Origin of the sequence: Maribacter sp. (assembly GCF_039974175.1) — a bacterium.
GTDB lineage: Bacteria > Bacteroidota > Bacteroidia > Flavobacteriales > Flavobacteriaceae > Maribacter_C.
On the sequence record NZ_JBDWJN010000012.1, the window covers coordinates 67,571 to 89,256 of the forward strand.

General features: G+C 40.5%; 27 protein-coding genes and 1 tRNA gene. 15 read left to right on the plus strand and 13 right to left on the minus strand.

The window, feature by feature from the left end:
• Nucleotides 1–96: 96 nt before the first annotated feature.
• The 3 genes from mscL to ABJN95_RS16420 form a co-directional block, all read right to left on the minus strand.
• Nucleotides 97–498, minus strand: coding sequence for a large conductance mechanosensitive channel protein MscL (mscL, locus tag ABJN95_RS16410; RefSeq protein WP_348371984.1), 402 nt, complete (start codon nucleotides 496–498; stop codon nucleotides 97–99).
• Nucleotides 499–597: 99 nt separating this feature from the next.
• Nucleotides 598–1,707, minus strand: coding sequence for an alanine racemase (gene alr / locus ABJN95_RS16415; RefSeq protein ID WP_348371985.1), 1,110 nt, complete (start codon nucleotides 1,705–1,707; stop codon nucleotides 598–600).
• Nucleotides 1,700–2,344, minus strand: a complete 645-nt coding sequence (locus ABJN95_RS16420) for a thymidine kinase (RefSeq protein ID WP_348371987.1) — start codon at nucleotides 2,342–2,344, stop codon at nucleotides 1,700–1,702. Before ABJN95_RS16420 ends, alr begins: the two co-directional genes overlap by 8 nt.
• Before the next feature lie 253 nt (nucleotides 2,345–2,597).
• Here ABJN95_RS16420 and ABJN95_RS16425 point away from each other — a divergent pair, with 253 nt between their 5' ends.
• The 8 genes from ABJN95_RS16425 to ABJN95_RS16460 all read left to right on the plus strand — a co-directional run bounded on the left by ABJN95_RS16425 (nucleotide 2,598) and on the right by ABJN95_RS16460 (nucleotide 7,752).
• On the plus strand, nucleotides 2,598–3,287 hold the full coding sequence (locus ABJN95_RS16425) for a hypothetical protein (RefSeq protein ID WP_348371989.1): 690 nt from the start codon (nucleotides 2,598–2,600) through the stop codon (nucleotides 3,285–3,287).
• Between the two features lie 109 nt (nucleotides 3,288–3,396).
• Nucleotides 3,397–3,753 carry a DoxX family protein gene (locus ABJN95_RS16430; RefSeq protein ID WP_348371990.1) on the plus strand — a complete coding sequence of 119 codons (357 nt, stop codon included), beginning with the start codon at nucleotides 3,397–3,399 and terminating at the stop codon, nucleotides 3,751–3,753.
• An 18-nt stretch (nucleotides 3,754–3,771) separates the two neighbouring features.
• A complete protein-coding gene (gene rsmI / locus ABJN95_RS16435; RefSeq protein ID WP_348371993.1) occupies nucleotides 3,772–4,443 on the plus strand; it encodes a 16S rRNA (cytidine(1402)-2'-O)-methyltransferase in 672 nt (223 codons plus the stop codon).
• Between the two features lie 63 nt (nucleotides 4,444–4,506).
• Nucleotides 4,507–5,559, plus strand: coding sequence for a helix-turn-helix domain-containing protein (locus ABJN95_RS16440; protein WP_348371994.1), 1,053 nt, complete (start codon nucleotides 4,507–4,509; stop codon nucleotides 5,557–5,559).
• Between the two features lie 74 nt (nucleotides 5,560–5,633).
• Complete coding sequence (locus ABJN95_RS16445; RefSeq protein WP_348371996.1) at nucleotides 5,634–5,987, plus strand: hypothetical protein; 354 nt, start codon at nucleotides 5,634–5,636, stop codon at nucleotides 5,985–5,987.
• Between the two features lie 21 nt (nucleotides 5,988–6,008).
• Complete coding sequence (locus tag ABJN95_RS16450) at nucleotides 6,009–6,479, plus strand: YHS domain-containing (seleno)protein (protein WP_348371997.1); 471 nt, start codon at nucleotides 6,009–6,011, stop codon at nucleotides 6,477–6,479.
• A gap of 32 nt (nucleotides 6,480–6,511) precedes the next feature.
• Nucleotides 6,512–6,865 (plus strand): hypothetical protein, encoded by a 354-nt coding sequence (locus ABJN95_RS16455; protein WP_348371999.1) that lies wholly within the window; start codon nucleotides 6,512–6,514, stop codon nucleotides 6,863–6,865.
• Nucleotides 6,866–7,173: 308 nt separating this feature from the next.
• Nucleotides 7,174–7,752, plus strand: coding sequence for a uracil-DNA glycosylase family protein (locus ABJN95_RS16460; RefSeq protein ID WP_348372001.1), 579 nt, complete (start codon nucleotides 7,174–7,176; stop codon nucleotides 7,750–7,752).
• On the opposite strand, the gene ABJN95_RS16465 is transcribed toward ABJN95_RS16460, so the two are convergent.
• The 3 genes from ABJN95_RS16465 to ABJN95_RS16475 form a co-directional block, all read right to left on the minus strand.
• Nucleotides 7,738–8,322, minus strand: coding sequence for a Crp/Fnr family transcriptional regulator (locus ABJN95_RS16465; RefSeq protein ID WP_348372002.1), 585 nt, complete (start codon nucleotides 8,320–8,322; stop codon nucleotides 7,738–7,740). The two genes, ABJN95_RS16460 and ABJN95_RS16465, sit on opposite strands and share 15 nt — an antisense overlap.
• A 32-nt stretch (nucleotides 8,323–8,354) precedes the next feature.
• On the minus strand, nucleotides 8,355–8,936 hold the full coding sequence (locus tag ABJN95_RS16470) for a DinB family protein (protein ID WP_348372004.1): 582 nt from the start codon (nucleotides 8,934–8,936) through the stop codon (nucleotides 8,355–8,357).
• 118 nt (nucleotides 8,937–9,054) lie between these two features.
• Complete coding sequence (locus ABJN95_RS16475; protein ID WP_348372006.1) at nucleotides 9,055–9,657, minus strand: carboxymuconolactone decarboxylase family protein; 603 nt, start codon at nucleotides 9,655–9,657, stop codon at nucleotides 9,055–9,057.
• Nucleotides 9,658–9,762: 105 nt separating this feature from the next.
• On the opposite strand from ABJN95_RS16475, the gene ABJN95_RS16480 reads away from it, so the two are divergent.
• The 5 genes from ABJN95_RS16480 to ABJN95_RS16500 are packed head-to-tail and all read left to right on the plus strand — an operon-like array spanning nucleotide 9,763 to nucleotide 14,477.
• Nucleotides 9,763–10,191, plus strand: coding sequence for an OsmC family protein (locus ABJN95_RS16480; protein WP_348372007.1), 429 nt, complete (start codon nucleotides 9,763–9,765; stop codon nucleotides 10,189–10,191).
• Nucleotides 10,192–10,195: 4 nt separating this feature from the next.
• Nucleotides 10,196–11,086: a haloalkane dehalogenase gene (locus tag ABJN95_RS16485; RefSeq protein ID WP_348372009.1), complete on the plus strand. Its 891-nt coding sequence runs from the start codon at nucleotides 10,196–10,198 to the stop codon at nucleotides 11,084–11,086.
• Nucleotides 11,087–11,131: 45 nt separating this feature from the next.
• Nucleotides 11,132–12,820, plus strand: coding sequence for a single-stranded-DNA-specific exonuclease RecJ (gene recJ, locus ABJN95_RS16490; protein WP_348372010.1), 1,689 nt, complete (start codon nucleotides 11,132–11,134; stop codon nucleotides 12,818–12,820).
• Nucleotides 12,817–13,203 carry a VOC family protein gene (locus tag ABJN95_RS16495; RefSeq protein WP_348372012.1) on the plus strand — a complete coding sequence of 129 codons (387 nt, stop codon included), beginning with the start codon at nucleotides 12,817–12,819 and terminating at the stop codon, nucleotides 13,201–13,203. Before recJ ends, ABJN95_RS16495 begins: the two co-directional genes overlap by 4 nt.
• Nucleotides 13,203–14,477 carry an MFS transporter gene (locus tag ABJN95_RS16500; RefSeq protein WP_348372013.1) on the plus strand — a complete coding sequence of 425 codons (1,275 nt, stop codon included), beginning with the start codon at nucleotides 13,203–13,205 and terminating at the stop codon, nucleotides 14,475–14,477. Before ABJN95_RS16495 ends, ABJN95_RS16500 begins: the two co-directional genes overlap by 1 nt.
• Here ABJN95_RS16500 and ABJN95_RS16505 read toward each other — a convergent pair.
• From ABJN95_RS16505 to ABJN95_RS16535, 7 genes are all read right to left on the minus strand, one after another.
• Nucleotides 14,467–15,237, minus strand: a complete 771-nt coding sequence (locus ABJN95_RS16505) for a UDP-2,3-diacylglucosamine diphosphatase (RefSeq protein ID WP_348372015.1) — start codon at nucleotides 15,235–15,237, stop codon at nucleotides 14,467–14,469. The two genes, ABJN95_RS16500 and ABJN95_RS16505, sit on opposite strands and share 11 nt — an antisense overlap.
• A 33-nt stretch (nucleotides 15,238–15,270) precedes the next feature.
• Nucleotides 15,271–15,720, minus strand: coding sequence for a 6-carboxytetrahydropterin synthase (locus ABJN95_RS16510; RefSeq protein WP_348372017.1), 450 nt, complete (start codon nucleotides 15,718–15,720; stop codon nucleotides 15,271–15,273).
• 121 nt (nucleotides 15,721–15,841) lie between these two features.
• The gene (locus ABJN95_RS16515; RefSeq protein ID WP_348372019.1) at nucleotides 15,842–17,062 is read right to left on the minus strand and encodes a histidinol-phosphatase; all 1,221 of its coding nucleotides are present in this window, start codon (nucleotides 17,060–17,062) and stop codon (nucleotides 15,842–15,844) included.
• Nucleotides 17,063–17,127: 65 nt separating this feature from the next.
• Nucleotides 17,128–17,559 (minus strand): hypothetical protein, encoded by a 432-nt coding sequence (locus ABJN95_RS16520; RefSeq protein WP_348372021.1) that lies wholly within the window; start codon nucleotides 17,557–17,559, stop codon nucleotides 17,128–17,130.
• Between the two features lie 234 nt (nucleotides 17,560–17,793).
• Nucleotides 17,794–18,561 (minus strand): enoyl-CoA hydratase/isomerase family protein, encoded by a 768-nt coding sequence (locus tag ABJN95_RS16525; protein WP_348372022.1) that lies wholly within the window; start codon nucleotides 18,559–18,561, stop codon nucleotides 17,794–17,796.
• A gap of 148 nt (nucleotides 18,562–18,709) precedes the next feature.
• Nucleotides 18,710–20,047, minus strand: coding sequence for an MATE family efflux transporter (locus tag ABJN95_RS16530; protein ID WP_348372024.1), 1,338 nt, complete (start codon nucleotides 20,045–20,047; stop codon nucleotides 18,710–18,712).
• Nucleotides 20,048–20,050: 3 nt separating this feature from the next.
• Nucleotides 20,051–20,551 carry a GNAT family N-acetyltransferase gene (locus ABJN95_RS16535; protein ID WP_348372026.1) on the minus strand — a complete coding sequence of 167 codons (501 nt, stop codon included), beginning with the start codon at nucleotides 20,549–20,551 and terminating at the stop codon, nucleotides 20,051–20,053.
• Nucleotides 20,552–20,604: 53 nt separating this feature from the next.
• Between ABJN95_RS16535 and ABJN95_RS16540 the strand changes: the two genes are divergently transcribed.
• Both ABJN95_RS16540 and ABJN95_RS16545 read left to right on the plus strand, forming a co-directional pair.
• Nucleotides 20,605–21,399: a universal stress protein gene (locus ABJN95_RS16540; protein ID WP_348372027.1), complete on the plus strand. Its 795-nt coding sequence runs from the start codon at nucleotides 20,605–20,607 to the stop codon at nucleotides 21,397–21,399.
• Between the two features lie 72 nt (nucleotides 21,400–21,471).
• Nucleotides 21,472–21,548 (plus strand) — tRNA-Ala (locus tag ABJN95_RS16545).
• Nucleotides 21,549–21,686: the final 138 nt, after the last annotated feature.

The following is a 21,686-nucleotide window of genomic DNA, read 5'->3' on the forward strand; positions in this document are numbered from 1 at the left end:
AAAAACCGCCAAACTCTTTAATAATAAGGAGATTGACGGTTAAAGGTTGGTTAGTATAGGGTGGTTATCCTAAAACAATTAGGACAAATATTCCTATTACTTTCTTAATGAATCGCGAATTTCGGTAAGCAATTCTTCTGCAGTAGGTCCTGACGGCGCAGCCTCTGGCTCAGGTGCTTTTGTTTTGTTATAGGCCTTAACAATTATGAACATTACAAATCCTACAATTAACAAATTAACAATAGTATTTACCCATGCGCCCCATCGAATAGCATTTTCAGCCACATAACCATCTGCGCCTTCTACTCCTTGGGCTTCGGTAAGTACAACCTTTAAATTCGCAAAGTCTACTCCTCCTGCAAAATGACCTACCACAGGCATAATAATATCGGCAACAAAACCATTAATAACAAGACCTATAGCTCCTGCCATAATAACCGCCACGGCAAAGTCAATGACGTTGCCTGTCATAATAAAATTCTTAAATTCCTTTAACATGATAAATAGTGTTTTAGTTGGTAAATTGTACTATTTGCAAATCAATGCAATGCAATGTAAGAAAAAAAAACATTCCTAACGAAATGTTAAATAATAAATTTATAGCTCTGTGTATACGCGTTTTACGCGTTGTGAAATACCTGTCAAGAGTTCGTAGGAGATTGTATTTGTGGTAGCTGCAAATTCTTCAGCGGTGGGATTTTCGCCGAAAACAACAACCTCATCACCTTCTTTACAATCAATATTTGTAATATCGATCATGATCATATCCATACAAACATTACCTATAAGAGGAGCCTTTTGTCCATTGACACTGACAAAAGTTTTGCCGTTGCCGTATTGCCTACCAATACCATCAGCGTGCCCTATAGGCAGCGTAGCGGTTATTTGGTAGCCGTTTGAAACAAATGCCCTATTATACCCCACGGTTTCACCGGGTTCGATTTTGTGAATTTGCGAGATGATGGTTTTCAAAGTTGCAACGGGTTTGAGTTCGGCATCAATATGAGGGTTATTACCAAATCCGTAGAGACCAATTCCACTGCGCACCATGTCGAACTGCGCTTCTGCATAATTGATTATTCCAGAGGTATTTAAAAGGTGTTTGAAAGCGCTATGAGCTATCTTCTCATCAAATTCGCGAGCTATTTTCTTGAAATTATCGATTTGGGATTGTGTAAATGATTTTTCGTTCAAATCTTCCGAAGCGGCCAAATGTGAGAATAGTGAAGTTACCTTAATCTCGTTTCGGCCATCAATTTTTTCCTTGATATAGTCTATATCGTTTTCCCAAAACCCTAAGCGATTTAGGCCGGTGTTGAATTTGATATGACAGGGATAATTTACCTGTTCAAGTTTTTTCGCCACCTTCAGAAACTCCCTTAAAATTTTGGGAGAATACAAGCTGGGTTCCAAACCACGCTCAATAAGTACCTCAAAATTGGTTGCCTGTGGGTGCAACACTAAAATCGGGGTTTTGATTCCAGCATCACGAAGTTGTACCCCTTCTTTTACATAAGCTACTGCAAAATAATCAATTCCCAATTGCTCTAATTTCTGGGCGATTTTGACCGCATCGCTGCCATAGGCAAACGCTTTTACCACTCCGAGAAACTTGGTTTCTTCTTTTAGCTTTCCCTTTAAATAGCGGAAGTTATGTTCTAAATGGTTAAGGTTGATTTCTAAAACAGTCTCTGCGGCTTTAGGCATTGGCGTCCTTTTTGGTTGAAGTGATTTCTTCAGAATCAACTTTCATTTCTTTCACCTTTTCTTTGAGCATGGCTTTATAAAAAGCTGCTCTGCTTAGGGGCTCGTATTCTTCGGTTTCTCCTAACATCACCAAATCGTCATTGTTCGATTTTCGAAAACTGTAGCTGGCCAAATTCCCTGTTCTTGTACAAATGGCATGCACCTTCGTAACATATTCAGCGGTTGCCATCAAGGCCGGCATGGGGCCGAAAGGATTTCCCTTAAAATCCATATCAAGTCCCGCAACCACAACTCGAACTCCTTTGTTAGCCAAATCGTTGCAAACCGTTACAATCTCATCGTCAAAAAATTGGGCTTCATCTATACCAACCACGTCGCAGGTATCTCCTAAAATTCGAATATTCGCAGCGGCCGGAACCGGTGTGGAACGGATCTCATTCGCATCGTGTGACACGACCATATCTTCATCGTAACGAACATCGACCATCGGTTTAAAGATTTCAACTTTTTGTTTGGCGAATTGCGCGCGTTTAAGACGACGAATCAATTCCTCGGTTTTACCAGAAAACATGGAGCCGCAGATAACTTCTATCCAGCCGAATTGTTCTTTGTGATTAACGGTATTTTCGAGAAACATTTTGTAATTTTAGTGACTTCGATGCAATCTTAAGGTAAACTTGAAATATCTAGAATTACCTAAAAATTTCAACGAAGTTATGTGCTAAATGAGACATAAAAAAGCAATTGAACCATTTTAAAACAGTCTCTTAAACTAAAATAGGGTGTTTTTTCGTTCTGTTTATACAGAACTTCAAGATTTCCTAAAGAAAGGCATGGGTTTTGCTAAATAAATTAAAGGAAAGCATTCCGATTTTTTAAAATAAGGCCAGATGAAACGAAAATTAAAAGAAGAGTTGGTAAAACTATCTACGGATATTATCACCTCTCGCGATATGAACGAGATAACCGATATGTACGAGGCGGCCAAAACCTTGTATGAGAAGCTGGCGGTCTTAAAGTTTATTGATGAGAAATTGACAGATATAGAAATAGATGTTTCTAAAAATGTTATTGCAGCCAAGTTTGAAAAAATGGCCAACGCGGTACTAAATGCCAATTCTACAGTACCTGAGAGCAATCCGCATGAAGAAGATATCGTGATTCCCGGTATGGATACCATAAAAGATATGGTTTCCGAAATGCCGACGGAAGCACCTGTTGATGAGGTTTTGGCAGACTTTTTAGGGAAACCAGATTTGATGAAAAACGACAAAGAGCTTTTTATGCCAACCAAGGAAGCTGGCCTTAAGAAAGAAACAGCGACCAAGTCACTCAACGACAAATTAAACAGCAAAGAAATAAAGGTAGATTTGAACAACCGTCTGGCTTTTGTAAAACACCTATTCAACGGAAGTACCGAAGATTACAATCGCGTACTGTCACAATTAAGTACAATCGATACTGAAGAACGTTCGATTGCATTTATTGAGAATATGGTGAAGCCCGATTACAATCATTGGGAAGGTAAAGAAGAATACGCCGAACGATTAATGGAATTAATCGAACGCAGGTTCAATTAAAGTAAACCACATAAATTTCAAGACCCTTCTCCGAATAGGACGAAGGGTTTTTTTACGCTCAAATTTATTTGCTTTCACTACCTTGGTACTTCACAAAAATAATAGGTGTATGAAAACGCAAAAGATTTTGTATTGGATAGCTACAGCTTTGTTATCTCTTATGTTTTTAGGTTCGGCTACTATGTATTTTGTCAAGAATGCCGATGTAACCTTAGTTTTCGAGAATTTGGGTTTTCCCACTTGGATAATTTACCCTTTGGCCATTTGTAAAATTGGTGCCGTTGCCGTGATCTTAAGTAATAAAGGAGGGGCCTTAAAGCAATGGGCTTATGCCGGACTCTTTTTTAATACCACCTTAGCCTTTTTTGCTCATTATATGGTTGGTGATGGTGAAGAAATAGGGGCGTTGATAGCAATGGTCCTTCTGCTTTCCTCCTACTTTTTAGGTAAAAACGTACGCCCTTAACGAAAGAAATACAGTTTCATGGGGAAATTATTTTTGGTTCCTACACCAATAGGCAATTTGGAGGACATCACTTTACGCGCCATTCGCATTTTAAAGGAAGCTGATGTAATCTTAGCGGAAGACACGCGCACTAGCGGGAAGTTGTTGCAGCACTTCGAAATAACAACGCCTATGCAGCGTCACCATATGCACAATGAACATAAAACGGTTGATGCTTTGGTAAAACGAATGTTGGCAGGAGCAACCTTTGCACTAATCTCTGATGCCGGTACCCCAGCGATCTCCGACCCCGGATTTCTATTGACCCGTGCTTGTGTTGCAAAGGGTATCGAAGTTGAATGTTTGCCAGGGGCAACAGCGTTTGTTCCTGCCTTGGTGAATAGTGGGCTTCCCAATGATAAGTTCGTTTTCGAGGGGTTTCTTCCTGTTAAAAAGGGAAGACAAACGCGTTTGACCTTTTTAGCCGAAGAAACGCGCACCATGGTTTTCTATGAATCACCGCATAAACTACTAAAAACATTGGAGCATTTTGTGGCGTATTTCGGCGCTGATAGGCCGATATCTGTATCACGGGAGTTGAGCAAACTTTACGAAGAAACAATTCGCGGAACTGTTAGCGAAGTACTCCAGCACTATATTGAAAAACCGCCTAAGGGAGAAATTGTAATTGTGGTAGGAGGCAAAAAATGACTACACTTTTGACTGTCAGTACTTTCACTATGCTACGACTAAACCTCTAAAAACCAACACCTCGTGGTCAAGAAGCTTCTTCCAGAAATTGATAAGGTTTACTTTATCGACAGCTATACGCTACTACATATCCTTAAGGGAACGGGAAATATACAAGTTGATTTTGAAAACTATTTTGATTGGCAAGACAAGGCCATTTACCTTGAGAAGGGCCAATACATCAAATTTTTATCAGATGATTTTGTAGTGCGTAAAATAGAGTTCCCTGATGAAACAATGTTCAGGAACAAAGACGTTCGTGTTCTTTTTAAACATCTAATATCTTTAGGATACATTGATTTTGCAGCATGTTCTGATTGCAAGCGTTTTTTAGATAACTCTATTTTTTCAGAAGATACCAAAGAGATTATCGATATTTCTTCCAAACAATGGTATTGGCAAAACCCCTTTAAAGCCAGCAAAAGCGAATACCAAATTATTTTCGATGTCAAGGAAGTGATTGATGAACAGTTTTCCAACAACCTGACCAATACTGACTTGGTCAAGTTGATTAATGAAAACGGGGTGGACGCGCAAGCATTGGTAAATAAAAAAGTTGGCTTGTCAATCAACAAATTATTGGGTAAAAAAAGATTGGTAGAGAGCAAACGCAAAATCGCTTTTACCGATAAGAACATACAGGAGATTTCCTATGAAACGGGTTTTAAAGACGTTGCATATTTTAACAGAGTATTTAAAAACACCACCGGAAATACACCTTCTGAGTTTCGATTGAATTTCGATTTTAAGGAACGAGATACTTTTGTTCAAGATATCATTAGTCTTATAAAAGCCTATCACACCGAGCAACGCTCATTGGAGTTCTATGCCGATAAAATGAACCTAGCGGTAAAGACCCTATCTAAAAAAACCCGAGATAAACTGAACACTTCCTTGGGGCAATTGATTCGAGCTGAACTGATAAGTTCTTCGAAGATTAGACTGGCAGAAGGTATGCCGATTCAGGAGATCGCATATCAAATGGGTTTTGAGGAATCCAATCATTTTTCGAACTTTTTTAAACATTACACAGGCATAACCCCTACAGAATTCAACTCAGAAAAGTACAATTCTTAGCGCCTTTTTTGTAGCATTTAAACTTCGCTCTTCCTTCATCTTTGCAGTGTAAAAATTCACTAAAAATTATAAAGATGAATATTAAAGCACAAGTAACAAAAATGGATGCTATAGTAGCTCAAGGAGCTATTGTTGAAGCCGTAAAAGAATTTTTTGCTGACCATGCCATTACATCAGACTACGGAAATGGCGAAACAAACGGAAAGCCCGAAATGATCAATAAGATGGAAGGTTTTGCCGGAGCGATTGCCCAGGTAAATGGTATTACACATCATCATTCTATTGTTGATGGGCATGTATCCGCCTCAGAATTCACATTCGATTTTGACATGAAAGATGGCAGTAAAATTTACTGGCACGAAATCATTCGACGTGTATGGAATGACGAAGGGAAAGTAATTCAAGAAGAATATTTTAACGCAGCATAGTTAGCATAAAAACATCTAATAATGAAAACAATAAAATCAACATTTGTATTAATCACATTCGTTTTTGCCAGCATCGTATCTGCCCAAGATAAGATGGCGAACAATATTGATAATAGTAATATAGCCCTTGAAGGGTATAGCCCAGTATCCTATTTAGATTTAGGGCTAGCACAAAGAGGAAGCAAAGAATTTAAGTCTGAGCATAATAAGGTGACGTACTACCTGACCTCTGCAGAGCAGAAAGCCACTTTTGACAAAAACCCAGCCAGGTACTTACCTCAATATGGTGGGTTCTGTGCTTTTGGAGCATATGCAGGCGCTAAATTTAGAGTAGACCCCAATAAGTTTATCGTTAAAGACGGAAAGTACTACTTGTACTTGAACAATGTCGAATTAGATGCAAAGCAACTATGGCTGCAAGAAAATAACCATGGCAAGTTAAAACGTATAGCCGATACGAACTGGGAAAAGTTGAGTAAGACACACAATTAAAATTCTTTTTATAAATTTTTAATACTAAAATCATGAAATTCATAACCAAGAGAATACACGCATTTTTAGATTACCCCGTTGCCCTTGCGCTGATAGCCCTTCCCTTCTTGTTGGGTCTAGGGAGCTCAAATCCATTGGCCTTACAGCTTTCAGTTGCTACGGGAATAGCAGCACTTATTTTGACCCTGCTAACCAATCATCACTTAGGCGTACTTAAGGTTATTCCTTATACGTTTCACCTAGCTGTTGACTTTTTGGTCGCTATCGTATTCATTTTAGCACCTTTTATTTTTTCCTTCGAAGGAATAGATGCCTATTACTATTGGATTAACGGTATCGCCGTACTTGTTGTTGTAAGCTTACACAAGTCAGAAGTGGCCGTATAGCATAGCATAATAGCGGCAAATAGAAGTTTGGTTGGTTATGGCACTGGGCATGTCAATCTTATGATTGATGTGCTTGGGGTCTTAGCCAGTATTTAAAAAACTCAAAATGAAAGTGGTTTTAATCTAAAATAACAGCAAAGAAAAAATGGGAGAACTTCTTTTAAGAACCCAAGCTCGCAATGGTGAATGGATTGAATTTAAGCAAAGTAGGTATTCAATTCACAGAATACTACATGCCGAAGACGGAATAAAGTTAATGGTGATAGGTGTTCGCCAGGCTTTTTCATACATTTAAGGAAACAGGTTGGATGAAAAAATTACTCTCTGAAATTAGAGCTTGCGAAGTTTGCAAAGCACATTTGCCCTTAGGACCAAGACCTATCGTCACCGCGCATTCCGAAGCCAAAATCATAATAATAGGTCAAGCACCGGGCACCAAAGTTCACGAAACGGGAGTGCCATGGGATGATCCCAGCGGGAGACAATTGCGAAAATGGCTCGGTGTTACGGATGAAGTATTCTATGATGAACGTAAAATTGCGTTAGTCCCAATGGGATTTTGCTACCCTGGAAAAGGAAAAGGTGGTGATTTACCGCCACGAACTGAGTGTGCCCCTTTATGGCATCAAAAACTATGGCATGAGATGCCGAATTTAGAACTAATCGTTCTCATTGGCACCTATGCACAGAAGTACTACTTAAAGGAAGAAATGAAAAAGAACTTGACCGAAACGGTCAAGGCCTATCAAAACTATTTGCCCAAATATTTTCCCTTGCCGCATCCATCTCCTAGAAACAGATTTTGGTTAGGAAAGAACCCTTGGTTTGAAACCGAGGTGCTACCTCATCTCATAGCACAGACCCAAAAAATTCTAATAACTGACTGATGCGCGTAATCTACTAAAGGTCTCAGGTTTCATATTGAGGTACGAGGCCAAATATTTCTGAGGTATTATCTTCAATTCGTCAGGACAGCGTTTCATAAATGAGATATAGCGATCTTGAGCATTTAGCGTCAGCAGCTCTACCTCTCGAGAAAGTCGCCCTAAAAGCACGGCTTTAAAAAACTCGTGCCCCCATTCATGAAATTTTGGATAGTGCTGAAAAAGACGTTGATAGTTTGTATAGCTGATAGCTAATAATTTAGAAGGCTTTAAGGCTTCTAAAAACAAGGTGGCAGGTTTTCTGTTTACGAAAGAATCGAAAACGCCTGATGGGCTTCCACTATATGAAAAGCCCAATACTACTTTTTCGCCTTTTTCATTTACTAGATACACCGCTTGAACACCCTCTAAGACATAATAAAAGAAGTTTTCTATACGCCCTGCTTCAGTGATTAGATCGTATTGTTTGAACGTCTTTATTTGCCATAAATCGCGAAAATAGTGTTCAGATTCACCAGAGAAATCATTCTGAGGGAAAAACTGAAGAAGCTTTGAAAATTCCGAATCGGTCATTGAGATAAAGTTACCGATTTCAATACTATGTTTTATAGCACACCCTTTTGAATTATTTCATCAATTTGAAGCATATGACGTTCGATATGCGCCAGTAGAAATTCAAAGCATTCGGGTAAATAGAAGGATACAATAGGACCAATCGCTGAACTAATTTTGAGTTTAGAACTATTTTTTGAACGACTTTCTACTATGGCATTTTTCAAATGTAAATGCAGTTTTTCAAATCGCTCAAAAATGGCTTCCATAGCGTCTTGGTCAAGTTTCGCTATTTCTAAAACCGGTTCAAACCTTTTTAGGGTTTTCATTTTCATCTTTCGCTTATTATTCTTTGGTCGCGTACTGTCAATGACGAAACGCTGCCACCATCTTACCTTAAATGAGGTGTCGGTATTTTCTTTGCATGGAAGATTAACCAGGGTAGTATCGATTTTGTCTATATAAAGTTGGTAGGCGATATTCAAATGTTCGATAGTTTCTACTACCGACCATGCCTTTGAATTCGGAGGGGTCATCAGCTGGTGATTATCCAAAAGTCTAAGCTCATTAACCTTATGCAGAACTGAATTTAGTCGTTGAATTTGATTCTCAGGAGTCACTATGAAGCTCGCCATAACTGTTCGTTTTTGATGTTACCAAAGTTCCAGTATTTGAGAGTGATAAATGTTGATTTGCATCAAGAAATTATAGTGCTGCTATTAACATAGTAAATGGGTTTAACAATGTAAGAATCTAATAGCGAGACCCATCATGCTTCCCTTTCTCCCAACCGTGCTTTCCTAAATATTGGTCGCCACTCTCAACAGCGCCATCTTCGATTGAGGTTCCCATTGAATCATTCCATCGATTCAGATATCCAAAGAGTGAAATTACCCCTAGCATTTCTACAATTTCACCTTCATTCCAGTGCTCATATAAACGCGCTTTGATGTCGGCATCAACGCCGTTGGGTACTTGAGAAGCTTGTAGCGAAAAATCTAAAGCCGCACGTTCTGCTTCAGAGAAGGCAGGATGCGTTCTGTATTCCCAAATATTATCCAATTGTTCCTGCTCAGCTCCGTAACGCTCTGCAGCTCGAATGGCGTGCGCTTGGCAATAACGGCACCCGGTCGAATTACTACTTACCCAGGCTATCATACGCTTTAAGGCTGAGGTCACTCGCCCTTCATTGGCCATAACGGCTTTATTTAAGTTGATGAAAGCTTTTGAAATTGCAGGACGATGTTGCATTGTCAACACCGAATTGGGGCAAAAGCCAAGGGTTTCATTAAAAAATTTTGCCAGCTCTGCAGTTTCTGGACTATGACTAGGATCAAGCGGGTTTACTAAAGGCATATGCTAAAGTTAGAAGTTAGTATTACAAGGCACGAAAGCAAAAACGAACCATTTTCTAAGGCTCCAAATTATCGTACATTTATCGCTCACAAGAAACGAAAATTTATGGCGACTACAAATCATATCACTACGAAATGGCTGGGCAATATGGCCTTTGAAAGTAACAACCCCTCAGGGCATAACTTAACTATCGACATTGCAAAAGAAGACGGCGGTGATAGTAGCGGTTTAAGGCCAAAAGCGTTGATGCTAAGTTCGCTTGCTGGTTGCTCTGGTCTTGATGTGGCATCACTGATGAAGAAAATGAAACTAGAAGTAGATGAATTTACCATCGAAACCATTGCCAATCTTACTGATGAACATCCAAAATTCTACGACAAGGTAGTTGTGGAATACCATTTTCACGGAAAAAAACTACAAGAAAAAAAGCTGCATAAAGCGGTTGACTTATCTATAGAAAAATACTGTGGTGTAATGGAGATGTTTCGGCAGTTTGCGGAACTTGATATCAAAACTATTTTTCATCATAAATAGGTAAATGAAATTTATAAGCACCCCTTCAGAACGCTTTGAAAATTTGCCGGGTTTCAGTTTTAAAGAAAACTACGTGCAATTTCAGGATATGAAAATGCACTATATAGATGAAGGAGCAGGAGAGATCATATTGGCGCTTCATGGAGAACCGAGTTGGTGTTATTTGTATCGAAAATTCGTACCCGTATTAGGAGCATATCGCTTCATTGCTCCTGATTTTTTTGGTTTTGGAAAATCGGACAAACCCACTCAAACAAAGGACTATTCGTATGAATTTCATTTAGAAACCTTGATTCATTTCTGCAAGCAACTTGCACTTCGAGATATTACCTTAGTTGTTCAAGATTGGGGAGGCTTATTAGGCCTCGGGCTGCTTGGTCAACAGCCCGAGTTGTTTAAGCGAGTGGTTATTATGAACACTTTTTTGCCTGTTGGAAAAAGTTTGAAATTTCCCTTTAAGATGTGGCAGTGGTTTGCCAAATACCACCCTTCAATTCCGGTTGGTGGTGTTATTCAGTTTGCCAGTCACCGCACCATATCAAAAGATATTTTAAAAGCCTATGACGCCCCTTTTCCAAGCAGAAAATACAAGGCTGGCGCGCGAATTTTTCCGTCATTAGTACCAGGTAAGAAGAATGACCCTGCAGTGCCGTATCTTAAAATGGCACGAGAAGTATTGTCAAAATGGAACAAACCCGCATTGGTTCTTTTTTCAGATAAAGACAAAGTGCTGGGAGGCCTTGAAAAGTTCTTTTATAAACTAATCCCTACCGCCAAAGACCAACGGAAGATCTTGATTGCCGACGCCGGCCACTTTTTACAGGAAGAAAAAGGAGAGGAGATCGCCAGGTATATTGATGCGTTTGTAAAAGGGGAATTGGAGATTAAGGCTTAATCTCGTGAAATTTTGAACGTGACACTTGAACTTGAATTTTAACCCATGCGCTGGACCATAAAACCCAAACCAGAACAAAACGAAATCGACCGACTAGCCGCTGAGCTCAAGGTCGATCAACTGGTTGCGCATTTGTTGTTACAACGTGGCATCACTACTTATGACGAAGCCAAAAAGTTCTTTCGACCTCAACTGTCTGATCTACACGACCCCTTTTTAATGAAGGATATGGATGTAGCTGTTGCCCGCATCGAAAGAGCCATTTCCAACAGCGAAAACATTCTGATTTTCGGTGATTACGATGTCGACGGAACCACCTCAGTCGCTTTAGTGTCTTCCTATTTGTTGCGCTCCTACCCCAATGTGGCTACGTATATTCCTGATCGTTATGAGGAAGGATACGGAGTTTCCTACCAGGGCATTGACTTTGCTGAAGACAATGGTTTTTCGCTCATTATCGCTTTAGACTGTGGTGTAAAAGCCATTGACAAAATAGCCTACGCCAAGGAAAAAGGCATTGAATTTATCATTTGCGATCATCACCGCCCAGGTGACAATTTACCAGAAGCTATTGCGGTATTAGACCCCAAAAGGGCAGACTGTGCATACCCCTACGATGAGCTATGTGGTTGTGGGGTTGGTTTTAAATTGATACAGGCCTTGGCTTCGCAAAAAGGGGAAACCATCGACGATTTGATTCCCTATTTAGATTTGGTGGCGACCGCCATAGGCGCAGATATTGTTCCCATAACCGGAGAGAATCGGGTATTGGCCTACCACGGGCTGCAGCTCATCAATTCGAATCCAAGAATAGGCTTTAAAGCTATTATAAGTCAACTAAATAAAACGGTACTCACGATTACCGATGTGGTATTTATTATTGCCCCACGTATCAATGCGGCAGGCCGCATGAAACACGGGCAGCACGCGGTTAATCTATTGACCGAAACCAATTTGGAAGTAGCTCAAAAATTTGCGGCTGAAATTGAAAAATTCAATGTAGACCGTCGAAGTCTTGATAAGGAAATCACTCAGGAAGCCCTGAAGCAGATTCAAGAAAATAATGAAGAAAAGCGGTTTACCTCTGTTGTTTATAAAGATTCGTGGCACAAGGGAGTAATAGGTATTGTTGCATCTCGCTTAACGGAAACCTATTATAGGCCAACATTGGTTTTTACCAAAAGTGGCGATAAACTCGCAGCCTCGGCACGTTCGGTAAAAGGTTTTGATGTCTACAATGCACTGCAAGCTTGCTCAGATTGTATCGAACAATTTGGCGGGCATAAATATGCTGCAGGCCTAACACTGCTTGAAGAGCAGTACGAAGCGTTCAAAACCCAATTTGAAAAAGTGGTTTCAGAAACAATAGACCCTAATTTATTGACCCCCGAAATTACGATTGATACGCGTATTGAGATCAAGGATATTACCCCTAAATTAATGCGGATTATGCGCCAATTTGCTCCATTTGGACCTGGTAATATGACCCCTGTTTTTATGGCCGAAAGCCTTCAAGATTCAGGCTATGCAAAAGGGGTTGGGCAAGAAGGGGCACATCTCAAACTTGCGGTTACCCAAGATGGTTATGGCCCATTGGGTGGCATTGGTTTCAATTTAGGAGATAAACTACCATTGGTCATTAATAGAAATACATTTGACGCTGTTTTTTCCTTGGATGAAAACGAATGGCAAGGGAAGGTAAGCCTACAGTTGAAGTTAAAAGACTTAAAATGAGGATTGAACATATTGCCATTTGGGTGTCAGATATAGAACGTATGCGAACGTTTTACGAACACTATTTTGCCGCTAAATCGGGAAAAAAGTATGTAAATTCTAGCAAGAATTTTACTTCATACTTTCTAAGTTTTGAGGCAGGCACCCGCCTAGAATTGATGCACAAACCTGAAATAGTATCTTTAGATAATGCGGAAAAAGAACATCTTGGGTACATTCATTTTGCTATCTCTGTAGGTTCAAAAGAGAAGGTAGATTCGCTCTCAGAAAAACTTAGAAAAGATGGATTCACCATTGCTGGTGAGGCAAGAACTACAGGCGACGGCTATTACGAAAGTGTAGTTTTGGATCCGGAAGGCAACCGAATTGAAATCACCATTTAATGTCGAAATCTGTTGACCCTTATGCTGCTCTAAGATTTCGAGAATTCAATATCTTTTTAGTAGCTCGCTTTGCCATGGTATTTGCTTGGTCAATGCAATTCATTGTTATAGAATGGCAGGTATATTCTATGACAAAAGACCCCTGGTCTTTAGGCATTATCGGACTCATGGAAGTCATTCCTGCCGTATCAACTGCTTTGATTGCAGGTCATATTGTAGACCAAAAGGAAAAAAGAAACTTGCTCCTTAAATGCATTATTGGGTTCACTCTTATTGGTTTTGGCTTGTTCTTACTGAGCTCACCAACCATCTCTCTTGAAATGGGGTCAAAGGTAATTCTATATGCCATTTATGTCTTAGTTTTTCTGGGAGGAATTGTGCGCGCATTTTTAGGGCCCACTATTTTTTCGTTGATCGCTTTGATTGTACCCAAAAAGGCATATCCGAATGCAGCCACATGGAGCAGTACTACTTGGCAGATGGCAGCGGTTCTAGGGCCTGCAATGGCAGGCTTATGTATTAGTTGGATTGGAGTACAGTGGTCGATGCTGGTCATTATCGCATTTTCCATCACTGCCTTGTTAATCGTTTTTAACATTTCGCAAAAGCCCATTTTAAACACAAAAATAGGAGAACCTATGCTTCAAAGTTTAACGGAAGGATTGCGATTTGTATTTCGTTCGAAAGCTATTTTCGGAGCCCTTACCCTTGATATGATCGCTGTTTTATTTGGCGGTGCGGTGGCTTTGCTTCCTGTTTTTGCGCAAGACATTTTACAAGTGGGGTCAGAAGGCTTTGGCATACTAAGGGCAGCTCCTGCAGTAGGGGCAGCAATTACAATGATAGGGTCTACGCGCTTCCCTATTCATAAATATGCAGGCAAAAAACTCCTGTGGGCTGTATTCGGTTTTGGCATCAGCATTATCGTATTCGGCCTTTCAACTTCCTTCTGGCTATCGGTATTTGCATTGTTTATGAGTGGTGCTTTAGATGGCATTTCGATGGTCATTCGGCAAACCATACTACAACTGAAAACTCCAGATGAAATGCGGGGTCGAGTAGCTTCAGTTAACTCGATGTTTGTAGGCTCTTCGAACGAACTAGGTGCCTTCGAAAGCGGTGCGACAGCCAAACTTATGGGAACGGTGACCGCAGTGGTTTTTGGCGGCACCATGACGTTGTTGACGGTTGGTATTACGGCATTCGTTTCGCCAACGTTCAGAAAACTTGATTTACAAACAGCGGTAGCCGAGCATGAGGCTACTAGTCAGTGATATATTTTTCTAAGGAAAGCCGTTCACCATCAAAGACGGCATAGGTAAAATATGTGATCCAATCACCAAGATTGGTGTACCTTGATTTTCGGTTTAAATCAATTTCTAAAGGAAGGTGGCGATGACCGAAAACGAAGTGGTCGTAGTGCTGGGTTTCTAGTTTTCGTTTGGCATATTGCACCAGCCATTCTTTATCTTCCCCTAAAAACTGTGCATCTTCGTCACCAGAAATTAACTTGTTCTTTACCGAAAAATACTGTGCTAAGCGAACACCCCAATCTGGATGCAACCATCGGTATAACCATTTAGAAACCGGATTGGTAAAGACTTTTTTCATTCGTTTGTACCCCTTGTCGTGTGGCCCCAAACCATCGCCATGTCCTATAAAGAATGATACCCCGTTGATTTCGTATTGCTGAGGTTTATGAAAAACGGGGATATTGAGTTCTTCCTCAAAGTATCCATCCATCCAAAGATCATGATTACCTACGAAATAATAAATAGGAATTCCAGAATCTGAAATTTCTGCAAGTTTCCCTAGTGTTCGGGTAAATCCTTTTGGAATAACGGTTTTGTATTCCATCCAGAAATCAAAAAGATCGCCCAAAAGAAAAATAGCTCCGGCATCATCTTTTATTTCATCTAACCAAGCCACAAATTTCTTTTCGCGCGGGGCGCTCGCTTGCCTTGTGGGGGCGCCCAAGTGATTGTCGCTAGCGAAATAGACCTTCTTACCTTGAGGAATGTTGATGCTTGTCATTTGGTTATAAAGATAGGAAAAAGCAAAGCTGACTTAATTATCTGAAGCATACCACTCTGCAAATGAAGTTTCAGTTTCCTGCAGTTTTAAGGAATGCAATTCAATATTGTTAGGCAATCGCGCTTTTATTTTCGCCGCGAAATCAATGACCATATTCTCGCTCGTAGGCTGATAATCGGCCAAGATTACGTTGTGACCCCGTTCTGTTAATTCTTTGGCCAACTCCACATGCGGCGTATTTTTATTAAAGACCGTGGCATGATCAAATTGACTTACGATTTCTTCTTTTACGATTTTCTTTAGGTCGCCAAAGTCGATTACCATACCTAATTTCACATGAGAAGTGTCTGTAATGGGATTACCTATAACGGTTACCGAAAGTTTATAACTGTGCCCATGCACATTTCTGCACTTACCGTCATAACCAAATAAGGCATGGCCAGTTTCGAAATTAAATTGCTTGGTGATTCTGATGTTACTCATTTGTGTTTTTTGCCTTGCAAAGGTAACTATTTACACGATAATCGAACTTTGAATGTACGGTGGCTTAGCTAAATTTTAGCCGCCTTTTCTTCTACCTTATCAGAGATTGCTAAGAGGCGAGTTAATCATCTCTAAGCACAGGTTGTGTCCAGGCCATTTCATACAACATACTTTCAATCGGATTAGCTTGCAATTTTGAAGAGGTAATTCGAGCACGTACAAAATGGAGGTCATCGGTGAGTTCAAAATCGGCTTTTGTTCCCTTTATAGACCGCAACTCTTCTGTTGCTGAGGCTCCCTTTCGAAGCCCAATGAACGTTATGGTATAGGCAACACCCTCTTCCTTAGCTACTTCAATAGCTAGCTTATTGTTTTCGTGTTTTATGCTCTTCAAGGCGGTTCCGGTACTGGCATAAAACTGCCCTGCTTCTAATGCCTTGATTAGGGAAGAGGCAGAGAGGGTATCTGATTGTACCATGACCCATCCTCGGCCCGCATTGCTCCATTCGCTACCTGATTTATGGTAATGATGCGAGTCATCTGTGGCTAGACCATACATGATAGGCTTGTTATTTTCCAAATAGGAAATATTGATCAGATCCCACATCGTTTCAGTTGAAATATGTGTTGAATCACCCATGTTATGTACCATTGGATGACCATTATATAGCTCAAAAAAACGCTCACCGCTTAGAGAAATCATATCATTCAGGGCGATGCCATACCCGAAATTAGGATGGTTAATATGCGGTAGTATGGGCGCCTCTGTTTGCTGTCTTTGCTGTAGTACTTGATTGATATTATTTTGCAGCACTTGTGACACGCTATTACCACCCTGAGGTTCAATTTTGGTTTGAATATTTGTGGCGTTCATATGCAAGGGTTTGCCCTCAAAGTCATCGGTAATTTCTTCTGCTTGAATAACCAAGAAGCGCCCTTCCTCTTCTGAACGGCTCTTGTACTCGGCATAGGTTTTTAGCTTCACCAGAGTTCGCCCCGAATCTACTTTGTGGTTTACCCAATCTGGCCCAAAGTCTTCAAGATACCTTTGAAACGCTCTTTGATATATCGAATCTGCCGAAATCTCAATCCATTTTTCACCTTCGGCCAAGGTATTGTGATCTGACAGGGCTATAAAATGATAGCCTTGAGATTTATACCAATTCAATATCACTTCGGGAAATTCATCACCATCGCTCCAGTAGGAATGTGTATGTAGATTTCCCTTGTACCATTTTTGTGATAGCTCCTTTTCTTTGGAAGCCTGTTTGTTTTCTTTACAGCTAACCGCTGCTAGAAAAACCAACAAAATCACAACCTTAGCGGTTTTGAAGATGCTCATGGGTTTTAAGAATTGCGTTGAAAGCTAAAGGTAGGAAATTTTGAAGCTGGCCGTTAGGGTTGTACCTAATTGATACTGATATTGGTATCTCCTATGGCGATATTAACATGGCAGCAATCGGTATCAATGACGTATTCGGCCTCCGCAACTTTTTCCTCATTAATAAAGCCCCTGAAAACAAGGTTTCTTTTGGTGTTCTGGTTGGTAGCAACAAAAGAGTCGTCATATAAAGGATATTGGCCACTTCGCCTTGCCATTTGAAAAGCATCAAAAGTAATATCTAGGGTAATATTTTCAGAAGTTTTTAGATCGACTACCTCAAAACGATCGAGGGGTATCAATGCACCATCGGCATCGGTTACTGTCACGATTAAGGTGACAAATTGTTCGGTACAAGCAACTACCGAACAGTCTACTGCAATAGGATCAATTGGATTGCTGTCGTCACAATTCGCTAAAAACAAGAAAAGAAAACAGAAAAGAAGCAGCTTTTTCATAGGTGTACATCTTGATAATTATCTATACGAAAGATGCGATTTACTGCGAGCGTTGCGTAAACATTTTAAATTTAACGTTTGAACTTACGTCTTGTACGAACGCGGTTTACGAAATAAATAACCACCACAAAAAGCGCTAGAATAGGAAAGACCAGGTCTCCGTTAAGAAAATTTAAAATATCCATAGTACTACAAATCGCATTAGGCAACTAGAACGTAAAATACAGGCGCTTATTATTTTTTAAATTTGGAGAGTGCATTTCTCGTAAATTCAGAAAGTACTAATCTTCCTGTAATGGCAGCGCGATCGATTAATAAGGTATCCCAATGGGCAGTGTCTTTCCAAAGCACTTTTTTCCATTCCTCCAAAGCTTCTGCATTATAGGCTGATAGTTTTTCTACAAAGAATTCTAACTCCTTATCAAGCGCTTTCATGCTGTCGAAGACTTTTGAATACAAACCTTTCTCTTGCGCCCAATAAGCGTTTTTCCATTCTGATGGAGAAAGTGAAAGTTCGGAAATTGCTGCCGTTCCAATTTTGCGTTCTACTGCTGGTTCGATCACCAATGGAGCGATACCGATAGTCAATTCTGATAAGCGAATGGAGGCATCTTCGGAGGCAAACACGTAATCACAGGCTGAGGCCAAACCGACACCCCCCCCTACGGTTTTACCCTGAACTCGGCCTACAATCACTTTTTTACAGCTTCTCATGGCATTGATAACGTTTGCAAATCCGCTAAAGAATACTTTCCCTTCTTCCAAATTGGAAACCGCCATCAACTCATCAAAAGAAGCTCCGGCACAAAAGGCGCGGTCTCCTTCAGATTTCAAAACGACCACCGAGATAGCTGAATTATCAGAAAGGGTGTTGAATTCTGCGGTTAGTCTATCTAAAAGTTCTGCTACAAATGAATTGCTAGCCGGGTGACCGAATTCAACCGTGGCGATTTTGCCGTCAATTTTGGTATATAAGCTTCCGTTTGCTCTGCTCGTAGGCATATTGAAAAAATGTTTGGGGTAAAGGTAGAATTTTATTAGAAAACTAAGGCTGTTTTCAGCGGACTGTCAGCTTGCATGCAGTCGAAATACTTCGGAACACCAAAAGGCTACCTTTGCATACAGAATGACATCAGCCATAAGGTCACTATCAAGAAAGCAAGGGTCGAAACTTGCTTCGAAACTTCCAGACCAGCGCCAAACCACGAATCAACATCCAAACGGTAAAGGCAATCCAGATACCGTAAAGCCCCCAATTCAAATACTTTCCCAAAAAAAGAACGGGAATAAAACCAAGAAAGGTAGCCGTTAGCAGCGTATTTCTAAGGTATTTCATCTCCCCCAGCCCTTTGAACAGCCCATCTAAAACAAAGGCCATGGTATTCATGGGCCATCCTAAAATCACAATAAAAAAGATAGCGTAAAAGGTTTGCAACACCACGGTCTCATTGGAGAACAAACGTCCGATAGGGTAATAAAACAAGAATCCGAAGAGCACCAAAACGAGACTTACGAGTAATCCGTACAACAGTATCCTTTTGGCCAAAAACCAGAGGCCATTGTAATCTTTTGCTCCTAAGAGTCGTCCGCCCATAATATTTCCTGCGGCACCATAGCCATCGATAAAGAAGGCAGAGAACAACCAAATGTTCAGGGCTATGGTATGAGCGGCTATGTATTTGTCACCCAAGGCGGTGGCCTCACGAACTGCTAGTATCAATGCTGTGTTTAAGGCAATTGCTCGAACAAATAGGTTGAGACTCATGATGACCAGTCTTCCCAATTCATCGTGAAGTGGAAATTTCAGTTTCAGGCTAATATTTGTTTTGGTAAGCAATAGCACAAAAGCCATAATTGCCATGATCGCTTGTGCAATAAGGCTAGCCCAGGCGGCTCCCTCTAGATACATGGGTGCTATAACACCCTCTATACCGTATACTAGTATCACATCAAGGAGTACGTTTAAAAGCGCTCCAACCAGAGCGATCATCATGGGCCAATAGGTGTTTTGGAGTCCGCGGAAAATACCCATCACCGCAAACACAAATAAGGTCAACGGAAAGCCCCAAACGCGAATAGCATAGTACGAAATACAATACTGCAGTATTTTACCAGAAGCATTGAGAAGCTTAAAGATATCCTCCACAATAAATATGGTCGACAGCAAAATTAGAATGCTCAGACTGATATTCAGAAAAATAGCTTGGGCCGGAAGTGTTTGTACTTTGTCAAGTTTTCCTGCCCCTAAATATTGAGAAATTATGGCAGAAATCGCACTTCGTGTTTGGCCAAGAATCCAGATCAGCATTGATAAAAAAGAGCCTACGATTCCTGCGGCGGCCAGCGATTCAACCCCGTCTACGGGAATATTCCCTACAATCGCCGTATCGGTAATTGACAGCAGCGGCTCTGCAATGCCGGCAATGGTTGCAGGAATGGCCAGTTTGTTGATTGTCTTAAAATTGATTGCCGTTTTTTGAACGCTCATGGGCTAAAAGACGAGTTCATAACAATGAAACGGATGTTCGCTCTGCTTTGGATAGTAAATATCTTCAAGGCGCTGGTAGCCTCTTTTTTCATAGAACCGTTGATTGCGTTTGTTTTGGCTAAAGGTATCGAGGCGTACTGAAACAAAACCCTGTTCCTTGGCCCGATTTTCGGCAAAATCCATGAGCTTTTGGGCATAACCACTACCCTGTTGGTCAGGGTCAATTGACAGGCGGTGAATATAGACGTTCTGCTCATTTGGTGTTAGCCATTTCACGGGTTTATATTCTTCATCTACAAGGGTAGATACCACTACAGTTCCAATAATTTTCTTATCGACCTCAAGTACAAACAGTTCGTCTCTTTCAATGTCTTTTTCAAAGGCAGCGGCAGACGGATAATGTTCGTTCCATTGGTAGATTCCGTTCGAAATCATGTATGCTGCGCAGGCTTTGCAAATAGTAATAATCTCGGGTATTTCCGATATCTTTGCATGTCGAATCATTCGTACAGTTGAATTTAATTGTAAATTTAGAATATTAATCAACATTCTTTTCCATGAAAAACATTCTTGTTCCTATTGGCACTTCCAATACTGGCGAAACGCTGCAATATGCAGTTGATTTCGCATCCGAATTTTCAGCACAGGTTTTTGTAATGGATGTTTTTACCGTATCGGCAAAGGCTGGTAGTTTGGCCAATATTTCGGAAAAAGTAGCAAAAAGCGCCAAAGAACGTTTAAAAGAAGTCATTGACAAAGTCGACGCAAAGGGTGCAGCGATTAAAATTGCCACTTATAATGGGGAGATTACTGACGGGCTGAAGGAAATAGACCGTGAATTGGGTATTGATTTGATCATTGTTGCACCGAGAAGTAACGATATCAAAGAGGAACTCTATTTGGGAAATACCACCGGTAAAATCATAAAGAAGACTGATATACCTGCACTTATCGTACCCAGGGGCACAGTTTTCGCACCTTTCAAAACGGTTTTGACAGCCTTTAAATCGGGTATTTTAAAGAAAAAGCGCATGTTGGAGCCGCTACTATCTATACAAAACAAATTCGGCACTAAAGTGAATTTACTTTTGGTAAAAACACCTGGTTACGACACTGATGATTTAAAGGTGAATCCGGCTCTGATGGATATCAGTGAACAATTGACACTGACGGAAAATGCAACTACCTACCAAGGGGTGCTAGAACATTTTCAATCGCAGCATCCTGATTTGCTTTGTGTTTTTCGACGAAAGAGAGGTTTCTTCAAAAAGCTTTGGGAAAAGAACACGATTTTGAAATCAGAGTTCTTTGTCAAAATACCTGTTTTGATGCTTCGTGTGAAGAAGGACTAAATAACAGCCGAATTACAGCGGGTTACATTTTGATACTTATACTAAAAGTATTTTCTTTGCCTCAGCCAAAATGGGGGATTAGCTCAGCTGGCTAGAGCGCTTGCCTGGCAGGCAAGAGGTCACCGGTTCGACTCCGGTATTCTCCACCAATATTTAAAGGCCTTCACAGATGTGGGGGCTTTTTCGTTTTTTAGCAATGCACAGTTTGTGCACACTTTTGAAATTTTCTTCTTTTTCAGTTAAGATTTAACATAAATAGACTGAATTCAAGTCGAATGAGTGCAACC